At 71.7% G+C, this 12824-nt stretch carries 3 protein-coding genes; 1 reads left to right on the forward strand and 2 read right to left on the reverse strand.

Annotated elements, in window-relative coordinates; translation table 11 throughout:
- Positions 1–4 precede the first annotated feature (4 nt).
- Entirely contained in the window at positions 5–11572 is an 11568-nt protein-coding gene (locus WME79_RS01825) for an amino acid adenylation domain-containing protein (protein WP_437531258.1), read from the reverse strand.
- 341 nt (positions 11573–11913) lie between these two features.
- On the opposite strand from WME79_RS01825, the gene WME79_RS01830 reads away from it, so the two are divergent.
- Positions 11914–12171 carry a hypothetical protein gene (locus WME79_RS01830; protein ID WP_437531259.1) on the forward strand — a complete coding sequence of 86 codons (258 nt, stop codon included), beginning with the start codon at positions 11914–11916 and terminating at the stop codon, positions 12169–12171.
- Here WME79_RS01830 and WME79_RS01835 read toward each other — a convergent pair.
- Entirely contained in the window at positions 12149–12730 is a 582-nt protein-coding gene (locus tag WME79_RS01835) for a cupin domain-containing protein (protein WP_437531260.1), read from the reverse strand. The genes WME79_RS01830 and WME79_RS01835 overlap by 23 nt on opposite strands.
- Positions 12731–12824 lie beyond the last annotated feature (94 nt).

Raw genomic sequence — 12824 nt, forward strand, 5'->3', positions numbered from 1 at the left:
CGGCTCAGGTCCTCGCCTGTCCGCTGTCGGGGCTGCTGTCCGGGCCGTTTCTCCGGGAGCTCCATCGGTTCATCCCCGCGCGCGCGGTGCCCTCGGGGATCCTGGCCCGCACGCGGCTCCGCGCCGTGATGTGCGCCCGGACGACGCGGGCCACGGACGCGACCTGAGGCGGCTCCATCATGGTGAAATGGTTGCCCGGGACCTGGTGCACGACGAACCGCCCGCGGGTGAGGTCCCTCCAGTAGTCGACGTCGTCGGGTTCGCTCGCGCCGAGGTGCTCGCGCGCGCCCACGAACAGGACGCTGGCTTTCGTGGGGCGCGGCTCGTAGCGCGCCATGGCGCGCCAGGTGCTCAGCACGATGGCGCGGAACGGCGCGTCCTCCTGGAGCGCGGCGACGAAGCCCTGGTACGCCTTGGGGGCCGCGTCCTTGAGCCCGATCATCTGCCGGAGCACGTCGTCGGCGCTCTCGATCGACGCGCCCCGCACGGACGCCAGGGATCCGGTGTCCAGCAGGAGGAGCTGCACCTTCTTTCCTTCCGCCAGGAGCTGCTGCGCCATCTCGTACGCGATCACGCCGCCGGCCGAGTGGCCGCCCAGGAGGTACGGGCCCTCCGGCTGGACGGCGCGCAGCTCTTGAACGTACCGCGCTGCCATGGCGGGGATCTCGGTGAAGACGGGCTCGTCGGGCTCCATCCCCGACGCCCGGATCCCGTAGACGGACAGGTCGGCGCCCATCTGCCGCGCCAGCTCGCGGTAGATGAAGATCGTGCCGCCGATGGGCTGCACCAGGAACAGCGGCGCCCTTCGGTGCGACCCGACGTGGAGCGGGACGAGGAGCCGGCCGCGCCCGCGCCCTGACGCGACGCTCGCGCTCCTGTAGGTGGGGGGCGCGCTGAGCGGCGCGGAGGCGCTGGAAGGCTCGCTCTCGTCGATGTGCTCGGCGAGCGCCGCGGCGGTGCGGAGCTCCAGCAGCGCGTGCACCGAGAGCTCGACCTTCAGCCGCTCCTTGATCAGGCCCCGCACCTCGATCGCGCTCAAGGAGTCCCCGCCGAGGTCGAAGAAGTTGTCGTGCGGCCGCACCTTGGCCACGCCGAGCACCTCCCTGAAGATGTCTGCGAGCGCGCGCGCCAGGTGATCTGCAGGCGCCTCCGCCCTCTCCTCGGAGCTCGCGTCGACCCGCTCCGTCGCGGGCGCCGGGAACGACGCCGCGTCGCTGCTGACGAGCGCCGACGAGGGGGACGCCATCGTCGCAGGCGCCGGGCGCGAGGCGCCGAGCACGTACGGCGTGCGCTTGAACGGGTACGTCGGCAGCGGGACGCGCCGGCGCCGCTCGTCCTGGGAGAACGCCGCCCAGTCGACGTCGGCGCCGGCGCACCAGAGCTGGCCGACGGCGGCGAGCAGCGCCTCCAGGTCCGTCCGATCGGAGCCCGAGCTCGCCATCGTGGTGAGGATGAGCCGCTCCGCGCCGGCGTCGGGGTGCTGGCTCGCCAGCGTGGCCAGCGTCCGCCCGGGCCCGACCTCGACGAAGACGTGATCTGGATCGAGGAGCAGCGCTGCGAGCCCTCGCCCGAAGCGGACGGTCCCCCGGAGGTGCCGAGCCCAGTAGGACGGATCCTGGGCATCGGCGTCCGTCATCCACGCGCCGGTGAGGTTCGAGAGCATCGGGATGCGCGGCGCCCGTCGCTCCAGGGAGGCTGCCAGCTGGGTCAAGCGGTCCGCGAGCGGGCCGACGAGCGAGGAGTGCGCCGCCATGGCGATCGGCAAGCGCCGGGTCTCGTGGCCCTCGCGCGCGCACGCCCGCTCGAGGCGCTCGATCGCCGGCAGCGTCCCGGAGACGACGCACACCTCCGGGCCGTTGACGGCGGCCAGGGAGAGGCCGTCGCCGAGCCGATCGAGCAGCGCGTCCTCGGACAGATGCACGATGAGCGTCGCCACGTCCCTGGGCAGCTGCTCGTACACGCGCCCGCGCGCCGCGATGAGCGTCACCGCGGCCTCGAGCGACAGCACGCCCGCGACGCAGGCGGCTGTGTACTCGCCCAGGCTGTGTCCGCTGACCGCCGCGGGGCGGATGCCCCACGACAGGAGGAGCCGCGCCATCGCGACCTCGGTCGAGAAGATGGCCGCCATGTTCGCGCAGGGGGCGCGCAGCTGCTCGGCCGCGCGCTCCCGCTCCTCGGGGCCCGGGAAGAGCAGCGCCCGGATATCCATGGAGAGCGCGCGCTGGAACAGCGCGGCGCACTGATCGATGCTCTCCCGGAAGACGCGCTCGCTCCCGTACAGCTCTCGCCCCATGTCCATCCGCTGGGAGCCTCCGCCGGGGAAGAGGAACACGACCTTCGGCGAGCGGCCCTCGGCGATGTCGCTGAAGGCATGGGCGGGATCGCGCGCTCGCAGGCGGGCGGCCGTCGAGACCGGGTCGCGGCAGACGACCGCGCGGCGATGCGCGAACGGCGCCCGGCCCTGCTGCAGCGTGAAGGCGACGTCGGGGAGGGAGACGTGCGCCGCGTGCCGCAGGTGCCCGGCCAGCCGATCCGTGATGCCCTCGAGCGCTTCGCTCGTCTGCGCGGACAGGACCAGCAGCTGGCAAGCCCGCGACGGGCCGGACGGCTCCAGGGCGGGCGCCTCCTCCAGGACCACGTGGGCGTTCGTGCCCCCCATCCCGAAGGCGCTCACCCCGGCGCGGCGCGGGCGCGTTCCGCGCTTCCAGGCGAGCGGCGCGGCGTTGACGAAGAACGGGCTGCTCTCCAGGTGGAGCTCGGGGTTCGGGCGCCGGAAGTGGAGCGTGGGCGGGATCAGCTCGTGCTCGAGCGAGAGCGCGGCCTTGACGAGCCCGGTGATCCCAGCGGCCGCTCCCAGGTGCCCCACGTTGCTCTTCAGCGAGCCCAGCGCGCAGAACCCGACTTTGTCAGTGCCATTTCTGAAGGCGCGCGACAGGGCGGCGACCTCGATCGGATCGCCGAGCTTCGTGCCCGTCCCGTGGGCCTCGACGAAGGTGATGCTCTCCGGCTCCACCCCCGCGGCGGCGTGCGCCTTGAGGATCGCCTGCGCCTGTCCGTCCGTGCCTGGCGCGGCGTAGCTGACCTTGCGCGAGCCGTCGTTGGTGATCGCGGATCCGAGGATGACGGCGTGGATGTGGTCGCCGTCCCTCAGCGCGTCCTCCAGCCGCTTGAGCACGACCACCGACACGCCGCTGCCGGCCACGGTCCCCTGCGCGTCGGCGTCGAACGGCCGGCAGTGTCCGTCCGGCGACGCGAGCGAGCCCTCCTCGTGGACGTGACCGAGCCGCGTCGGCGGGAGGACCACGACGCCGCCCGCGAGGACCATGTCGCACTCCTTCGTGGCGAGGCTCTGGCAGGCCAGGTGCACCGCGACGAGCGACGTCGAGCACGCGGTCTGGACCGTCACGGCGGGCCCGCGGAGGCCCAGCTTGTACGCTACCCGCGTCGTCAGGCCGTCGGTGACGTTCCCGGTGAAGATCCGGTAGTACTCGGCGCTCAGCGGTGCCTTGGGCATGCCGACGCGCTCCAGCCAGTACAGCGGGGCCTCGCTCCCGGCGAAGACGCCGACCGACTGCTCGCACGAGAGCGGGTTGTAGCCGGCCCGCTCCATCGCCTCCCACGCGCACTCGAGGAAGATCCGGTGCTGCGGGTCCATGAGCATCGCCTCGTTCGGGCTGTAGCCGAAGAACCGCGCGTCGAAGCACATCGCGTCGTCCAGCACGCCGCACGCCGGCACGAGGTTCGGCGCGCGGATCAGCTCCAGATCGACGCCCGAGGCCTCCAGCTCCTCGGGCGTGAAGAAGCGGATGCCCTCGACGCCGTTGCGCAGGTTGAACCAGAGCGTGTCGACGTCGCGCGCCCTGGGGTAGCGCCCGGCCATCCCGATGATCGCGACGGCGTTCGCGGGCGCCGCCTTGCGCTCCGGGGCGAGGCCCCGGCCGCTCGATGGGCGCGTCGGCGGCGCCGGCGCTGCGGTCTCGTCTGCCTCCGCGGCCCGCGAGGCCGCCCCGAGGTGAGCGGCCAGGCTGCGTATCGTCGGGTGCTGGAACAGCTCCACGATCGGCACGCTCCGGCCGAGGCGCGCCTGGAGCGCGGCCTGGACCTGCACGAGCAGGAGCGAGTGGCCGCCGAGCTCGAAGAACCGATCATCGAGCCCCACGCGGTCGAGGTCGAGCACCTTGCGCCAGATCTCGCTCAGGACGGCCTCGATGTCCGAGGCCGGCGCGGCGGTCCTGGGCTCGGCGCTCGGCGTCGGGCGCTCGGGCGCGGGGAGCGCGCGCCGATCGACCTTCCCGCTCGCGTTGAGCGGCAGCGCGTCGAGCTTCATGAAGGTCGCCGGGACCATGTACTCGGGGAGCTTCGCCGCAAGGAACGCCCGCAGGGCCGGGAGGAGCGCGCGCGCCTGCTTCGCGCGGAGCGGGTTGTTGGCCAGCGGCGAGCGCGCCTGTCCCTCGGCGGCGCTCGCGCCGAGGAGCGCGCGCGGCCTCCGCGGATCCCCGTCGCGCTCGAAGATGACGTCCATGCGCTCCGGGCCTCCGATCCGCGACCAGGTGACGCGGACCGCGTAGCCCAGCCTGCCGCCGAGCTCCCAGAGCGCCTCCGGCTGGATCGCGACGCCGGCGCGCGCGGGGCCCGCGGCGCGGAGGTCCTCCTTGGTCCCGCTCGCCGCCGAGAGCGCCGCTGCCAGGGCGACGTCCGCGTGCACGCGCGCGTTCGGGATGCCCAGCACCTCCATCGCCTCGGGGCGATCCGCCCGCAGCGACCGCTCGATCTCGTCGAGATCCGACGTCGCCGACCAGCCGATCGATCGAGCGATCGCGGTCGGCTCCGCCGCCGCGCCCACGAACAGCACGACGTCGTACCGGTAGCGGGTCATCTCCTCGGCGCCGTGGCCGCGCTTGAGCCAGATCTCCACGCGGCTCACGCCCGGGATCTGGCCGCGCAGGGCGCGGAAGTAGTCGGGCGCGACGACGAGCTCTTCCTCGGTCGATATCGCCCGTTGCACCCGGCCACGCAGCTCCTCGGCCGCGGTATCCGGCGGCGCCCGGTGGAGCTGCACCGACGTGTGGAACGCCTCGAGCAGGGGGAGGCTCCGTACGTCGCCGATGAACACGAGCCCACCCGGAGCGACCGAGCGGACGGCGCCTTCGATCACCGATCGCAGGTAGTCGGCGCCGGGGAAGTACTGCACGATCGAGTTGAGGAGGATCGCGTCGAAGCTCCCGGGCTCGACCTGGCTGAAGTCGTTGGCCTCGCGGCGCGCCAGCGTCACGTGCGTATACCCCCTGGCGGCGAGCCTTGGGCGGAGCAGGGAGATGGCCTGCTCGGAGAAGTCGGTCCCCAGATAGGCTTCGCAGCGGGGCGCCGTCTTCAGGAGCAGGAGGCCTGTCCCGCAGCCGATCTCCCAGACCCGCTTCGGCTGGAAGGACAGGATCCGCTCGACCGTGAAATCGCGCCACGCGCGCATCTCCGCCGCCTCGATGGGCGCGCCGGTGTAGCTGCTGTTCCAGCCCGTCGTGTCGAGGTCTGGATCGGTGACGGCGACGTCCTTCGCGTAGGTATCGTCGTACAGCGCGCGCCACTCCGAGACGTGGCCCGCCTGGAGGCCCGCGTCGTGCTCCGCGGGCTGCCCGCCGCTCGTCGGGACCACGTAGGCGACGAGGCGCTTGTCGCCGTGGGCGTCGTCCGTCGCGAGGACGACGGCGTCGTCGAGGGCGGGGTGCTGCCTGAGCGCGGCCTCGATCTCGCCGAGCTCGAGGCGGAAGCCGCGGACTTTGACCTGGTGGTCGAGCCTGCCGAGGAACTCGATGTTGCCGTCGGGCAGCCAGCGGACGAGGTCGCCGGTGCGGTACATGCGGGCGCCGGGCGCGTCGGAGAAGGGGTCGGGGAGGAAGCGCTCTTCTGTGAGCTGCGGGTCGTGGAGGTAACCGCGGGCGAGGCCGTGGCCGGCGATGTAGAGCTCGCCGGGGACGCCGACGGGGACGGGCTGCCGGCGCGGGTCGAGGAGGTAGACGCGCACGTTATCGATGGGCCTGCCGATGGGCGGCTGGCGTGAGGCGTCGCGGTCGTCGTGGGCGCCCCTGGGGAGGGAGCAGGAGGTGGTGACGACGGTGGCCTCGGTGGGGCCGTAGTTGTTGACGACCTCGAAGGGGATGGCGCGGTGAGGCCAGCGCCGTAGCCTGTCGCCGCCGGTGAGCAGGGCGCGCAGCGCGCAGCGAGCGGGCCACTCGAGGCGCAGCAGCTCCTCGGCGATGGGGGTGGGGACGAAGGAGACCGAGATGTGCTGTTCCAGCAGCCACTGCTGGAGCTCCAGGGGCGAGCGGCGGAGGGGCTCGGAGGGGATGTACAGGCAGGCCCCGGAGCAGAGCGCGGGCCACATCTCCCAGACCGAGGCGTCGAAGCCCGGGCTGGCCACGAGGGTGGTTCGATCGGTGCTGGACAGGGCGAACCGCCGCCTGTGCCAGGCCACCAGGTTGGCGAGCCCCCGGTGCTCCACGAGCACCCCTTTCGGCCGGCCCGTGGAGCCCGACGTGTAGATGACATACGCCAGGTCGGAGGGGCCTGTGCTCCTTGGCGGCGCCGAGTCAGGCTGCCCGGTGAGCGCCCGCCCCTCGGCGTCGAGGCGGATCACCGCGCCGCCGAACGCGGGAATGCGGTCGGCGAGGCGCGCCCCGGTGATGAGCACCGGCGCCCTGGAGTCGTTCAGCATGAGCTCCAGCCGCTCGCTCGAGCTCTCGGGGCCGAAGGGGACGTATGCCCCTCCCGCCTTGAGGATCCCGACGATGCCGACCAGGAGGGCGAGCGACCGTTCTGCGTGGATCGCGACCGCCGTCCCCGGCTCCACGCCGGCCTCGCGCAGGCGGTGGGCGAGCTGGTTCGCTCGGCGATCGAGCTCGCCGTACGTCAACGAGCTGCGGTCGGCCACGGCGGCCAAGGCATGCGGCGCGCGCGCCGCCTGCTCCTCGAACAGGTCGAGGACGCACCGGTCTCCTGGAGGGTCGACCGCGGTGTCGTTCATCTCGATCACGAGCCTCCGCTGCTCGACGCGCGTGAGCAGCGGCAGCGACGACACCCGCTGATCCGGCCCCGAGGCCGCGGTGGAGAGCACCGTCAGCAGGTGCTCCGCCATCCGCTCGATCGTCGCTCGGTCGAAGAGATCGGTGCTGTACTCGAACATCCCCGTCACGCCGTCGGGGCTCTCCCAGGAATACAGCGAGAGGTCGAAGATCGTCTTCTTGGCGTCGGCCTCGATGGGACGGACCTCGACCCCGGCGAGCGCGAGATCGCGCTCCGCCGGGCTCTGCGGGGCGAAAGCGATCTGCACGACCGGGTTGTAGCCCGGGCTGCGCTCGGGCCTCAGCTCCTGCACGAGCACATCGAAGGGCAGCATGTCGTGCTCGTAGGCCTCCAGGCACAGCTGCCGCACCCGCTGGAGCAGGTCGTCAAAGCTCGGGTCGCCGGACAGATCGACGCGCAGGGGCACCGTGTTCACGAAGAAGCCCATGATCTCCTCGAGATCCATGCGCGTACGGTTGGCGCTCGGCATTCCGATCAACAGGTCGTCGCGCTGCGTGTAGCGGTGCAGCAGGACGGCGAAGGCGGCCATGAGGACCATCGTCAGCGTCATCCCCCGCTGGGCGCTGAGCTCCCCGAGGCGCTCCACGAGCGGCGCGTCGATCCGGAAGGAGACGGTGGCGCCGCGCAGGCTCTGGATCGCCGGCCGCGGATGATCGCTCGGCAGCTCGAGCAGGGGCGGCGCGTGGAGCAGCCGCTCTTTCCACCAGGCGAGCAGCTCTGCCCGGGCGCTGTCCCTCATCTGTTCGCGTTGCCACGCGGCGAAGTCGGCGTACTGGATCGCGAGCTCGGGCAGCGCCGCGGGGGCGCCCCGGCGGTGGCCGTCGTAGAGGATGGCGAGCTCGCGGAACGCGAGCTCGATGGACCAGCCGTCGGTCGCGATGTGATGGAGGTGGAGCCACAGGATGTGGTCCTCCGGCCCGAGCTTCAGCAGGCAAGCCCGGAGTAGGGGGCCTCGCTCGAGGTCGAAGAGGGTCTGCGCCTCTGCGTTGATGCGCTGGTGCGCCGCGACCTCTCGCTCTTCCGGGGAGAGGTGCTGGAGATCCATCACGTTGAGCTGCAACGAGCTCTGCGGGGCGATGATCTGGACCGGCCGCCCGTCGCGTTCCGCGTAGGTCGTCCGCAGGATCTCGTGCCGCTGCGCGAGCTCGCGGAGGCTCTTGTCCAGCGCTCCGATATCGACGCGCCCGTGCAGGCGGAACGGGAACAAGCAGTTGTAGGCCCGGCTCTCCGGCGCCAGCCGCTGGAGGAACCAGAGGCGCTCTTGCCCGAAGGACAGGGGCAGCGGCCCGAGGCGCGGGACGGGCGAGATCGCGCGCTCGGCCCCGCGCGCCGCGCGCTCCCGCCTCACGAGGGGCGCGAGCTCGGCGATGGTCGGAAGGCGGAAGAGCTCCTGGAACTCGATGTCGACCCCGAGCGCGCTGCGCACGCGGGAGAGCAGCCGCACGGCATGCACAGAGCTGCCGCCCAGCTCGAGGAAGCTGTCATGCACCCCCACGCGCTCTTGCCGCAGCACCTCCTGCCAGATCCCGGCGAGCGCCCGCTCGACCGGAGAGCGAGGCGCGACGAAGGCGTGCGCCAGCGCGGTCCGCGTGGGGCCAGGGGCCGGGAGCGCCGCTCGGTCGACCTTGCCGTTCGCCGTCATCGGCAGCGCGTCGAGCGCGATGAAGGTGGACGGCACCATGTACTCGGGCAGCCTGCCCTGGAGGTGAGCGCGCAGCGCTGCCGGCGACGCCTCCGCTCCTGCCGCGGAGGCCGCGTCGCCGCTCGTCAGGACCACGTAGGCGACGAGGCGCTTGTCGCCGTGGGCATCGTCCGTCGCGAGGACGACGGCGTCGTCGAGGGCGGGGTGCTGCCTGAGCGCGGCCTCGATCTCGCCGAGCTCGAGGCGGAAGCCGCGGACTTTGACCTGGTGGTCGAGCCTGCCGAGGAACTCGATGTTGCCGTCGGGTAGCCAGCGGACGAGGTCGCCGGTGCGGTACATGCGGGCGCCGGGCGCGTCGGAGAAGGGGTCGGGGAGGAAGCGCTCTTCTGTGAGCTGCGGGTCGTGGAGGTAGCCGCGGGCGAGGCCGTGGCCGGCGATGTAGAGCTCGCCAGGTACGCCGATGGGGACGGGCTGGCGTCGCGGGTCGAGGAGGTAGACGCGCACGTTGTCGATGGGCCTGCCGATGGGCGGCTGGCGTGAGGGGCTGTGGTCGTCGTGGGCGCCCCTGGGGAGGGAGCAGGAGGTGGTGACGACGGTGGCCTCGGTGGGGCCGTAGTTGTTGACGACCTCGAAGGGGATGGCGCGGTGAGGCCAGCGCCTGAGCCTGTCGCCGCCGGTGAGCAGGGCGCGCAGCGCGCAGCGAGCGGGCCACTCGAGGCGCAGCAGCTCCTCGGCGATCGGGGTGGGGACGAAGGAGACGGTGATCTGCTGCTCGATCAGCCACTGCTGGAGCTCCAGGGGCGAGCGGCGGAGGGGCTCGGAGGGGATGTACAGGCAGGCCCCGGAGCAGAGCGCGGGCCACATCTCCCAGACCGAAGCGTCGAAGCCCGGGCTCGCGATGAGGGTGGCGTGATCGGAGCTGGACAGGGAGAATCGGCGCCGGTGCCAGGCGACAAGGTTGGTGAGCCCGCGGTGCTCCACGAGCACCCCTTTCGGCTGGCCCGTGGAGCCCGACGTGTAGATCACGTACGCCAGGTCGTCCGGCGCTTGGCCAGCGGCGGGAGGCACCTTGTCCACGGGCTCGCGATCGAGCATCGCCCGATCCGCGTCGAGGTGAACGACGTTGAGCCCGCGGCTCGGCACGCGGCAGACGAGGTGGTCGCTGGTCAGGAGCGCCGACACCTTCGCGTCCTCCAGCATGAACGCGAGCCGAGCCGGCGGATAGGCCGGGTCGAGCGGGACGTACGCGCCCCCCGCCTTGAGCACGCCGAGCGCGGCCACGATCAAGTCCGGTGAGCGCTCCAGGCAGATGCCGACGAGCGCGCCAGGCCCCGTGCCGCTCTTCCTGAGGAGGTGAGCGATCTGGTTGCTCCGCCGATCCAGCTCGGCATACGTGACGCGCTCGCCTTCGAACGCCACCGCGGCGGCGGAAGGGGCGCGGCGCGCCTGCTCCTCGACCTGCTCGTGGACCAGCTCGCGCGGCGGAGCCGTCGCCGCGCCGCTGCTCCAGTCGACAAGGAGCTGCCGCCGCGCGTCGGCCGACAGGAGAGGCAGATCCGAGATCCGCTGATCAGGGGCCTCGGCAGCGCCGCCGAGCAGCGCCTCCCAGTGATCGAGCAGCCTGACCGCCGTCGCCTGCTCGAAGAGATCGCGGCGGTAATCGAGCCTCGCGACGACCCCTGCGGCGGCGTCCGTGACGCTCACCACGAGATCATGACCGACGTACGGCAGATCGAGGTCCGTTCGGGTCAGCGTCAGCAGCGGCCCATTGCACGGCGGGGGGCTGGGGGGCGTCGCCGCGAAGAGGACCTGGACGATCGGCGCGCGGCCCGGGTCGCGCGGCGCGGCGACCTTCTCCAGCAGCGCCCTGGCGGGAACCTCGCTGTTCGCTCTGCCCTCCTCGATCGAGCGGTGTACCTGGCGCAGGAGCTGTCGGAACGAGGGCTGTGCGCCGAACCTGCCCCGCACGATCACCGGGCCGCCGAAGAGCCCGATGAGCTCCCGAACGTCCGGCGTATCGCGCCCGGGCAGGGGCGTGCCGATCAAGACATCCTCCTCGCCGGTGATCCGGTGCAGGACAGCCAGCATCCCCGCGAGCAGCGCGGTGAACAGGCGCGCTCCTTCGTCCCGGGCCGCCGCTTCGAGGCGCTGCAGGAGCGATCCGTCGAGCGCGCGCTCGACCGACCCTCCGTCGAAGGTGTGCACGGCGGGCCGCGGCCGGTCCGTCGGAAGATCCAGGGCAGTCGGCGCGCCGGCGAGCTCCCGTGTCCAGTGGTCGAGCCGCGCGCCGAGGCGAGCGCCGGCGGCGCGGTCGAGCTGGCGCCGGACGTGGTCCTGATAACGTATGGGCAGCGCCGGAGGCGTCATGGAATGATAGAGGGCGCAGAGCTCCGAGAAGAACAGCCCCACGCTGAAGGCGCCGTCGCCGACGAGGCCGTGCATGGATAGCGCGAGCAGATGGCGGCGCGGGTGCGCCCGGATGAGCGTCACCCGCCAGAGCGGGGCACGCTCGAGATCGAAGGGGCGCGTGGCCTCCTCGCGGGCGGCCGCGAGCGCCGCCTCGTCCGAGGTGGGCTGTCGGTTCGGGGCCAGGTCCACCTCTCTGAGGTCGATCGCCACCGTGGGCCTGACGACCTGCGCGGGCTCTCCCTCGCGCTCGACAAAGGAGGTCCTGAGCGGCTCGTGGCGCGCCGCGATCGCCTCCATGGCGCCGAGCAGCCTTGGCACATCGAGATCCCCGTCGAGCCAGGCCGCGCCTCGTTCATGGATGACCGGCGCGGGACCATGGACTCGAGCAAGGAGCCATTTCGTCTCTTGCTCGAAGGAAAGTGGCGCGTAAGTCAGCTCAACCATGGCGCATGCCCTCCTGTCCGTTGATGTCAGAGAGCACCTCCCTCCTCCCGCTCCGAGCGTTCGGAGGGGCCCTCGCAATGGGCTCACGCGCGCCGCGCAGGCGGCACCATGCAGGTCGTCAGGCACTCCACTCGCTCGCGCGCCGGCTGTCGGCTCAGCGATGTCCTCGGTGACATGGCGCTCGTCCTCCCGAGCGCGCAATCGATCCCCGAGCGCGCATCAGGCGTACGCCTGTCACAGAACCATCACGCAAGAACTCGACGTCTTCGCCTCCCCCGGCGACACGTTTTCTTGGTCTACAGAATTAATAATGATCCTTTATCGTAGTATTGCCAAGCGGAATGATCAAAATCGTTCGGGCGATGATCGGGAGGCTCATCTCGATCATCTCCGAGTTCCCGCCGGAGTTCCCGCCCGAGTTCCTGCCCGAGCAAGTTCATCTGTGCCGCGCCCTGCTCTGGTCTGCGCGGCGCTGCGCCCGGGCCCGCGCCGGCAGGGGGCCGGGTCTGGCCCTGAACAGCCAGCGCCTCCGCGGCTCGGCGGGGGCTGTCCGCGGATGGACCGCGAGGGCAGGCGCTACTCTGTGGGAGGATCGGTGAAGAGCATACCAGTCGTCGCCGTGAGCTTCTCCAGGATTGCGGGCCCGAAGCGCTCGGCGAAGCGCGCCCTATCTTCGGGTGAGATGACGATGTCGCCCGGCTCGTCTTCCCGCTCGTCCGTGATGATGGCGAGGAGCAGCCCGGGCTCCTGGCCGACGTTCTCGAACTGCCGGTAGACGCCCACGGGCACGTCGATCATATCGAACGGCTCGAGCGTCGTCTCCTCCGTGGCGCCCTCGTTCCAGCGCAGCGCGAAGCGGCCAGTGAGGCACAGAAACACCTCCCTCGAGCGACGGTGTACGTGCAGAGGGACTTTGTCGCCGGGCATGCAGCTGACGATGCCCACGCTCATGCCTTTGGGGCCGACGATGGCCGGCCCCGTCCCCTCGCGCGTGCCTTCCGCCGCGTGCGCCATCAGGAGATACAGAGGAGGGTTGACGGCGTCGAACGCCTCTTGTGGGATGCTGGTGTCAACGGTGTGATTCATGTAAGCCCGGAGCTCGCCGAACCGCGCGATGCGCGAGCGCATCTGCTCCGTGGTGATCTTCAGCGTCCTCATGATAGAGCCCCCTTGTCTGCCGCGTCCGAGCTCCTGGAGCGCTCGGCGCGGCTCTTCTCCAAAGATACCGCGCGCTATGGCGGTGCGCTCGATC

It is taken from the genome of Sorangium sp. So ce726 (assembly GCF_051521405.1).
GTDB lineage: Bacteria > Myxococcota_A > Polyangia > Polyangiales > Polyangiaceae > Sorangium.

What these genes read in the sequence shown, in the direction of transcription:
- WME79_RS01825 (WP_437531258.1), bottom strand. Translation starts at nt 11,572, where the DNA reads ATGGTTGAGCTGACTTACGCGCCACTTTCCTTCGAGCAAGAGACGAAA.
- WME79_RS01830 (WP_437531259.1), top strand. Translation starts at nt 11,914, where the DNA reads ATGATCAAAATCGTTCGGGCGATGATCGGGAGGCTCATCTCGATCATC.
- WME79_RS01835 (WP_437531260.1), bottom strand. Translation starts at nt 12,730, where the DNA reads ATGAGGACGCTGAAGATCACCACGGAGCAGATGCGCTCGCGCATCGCG.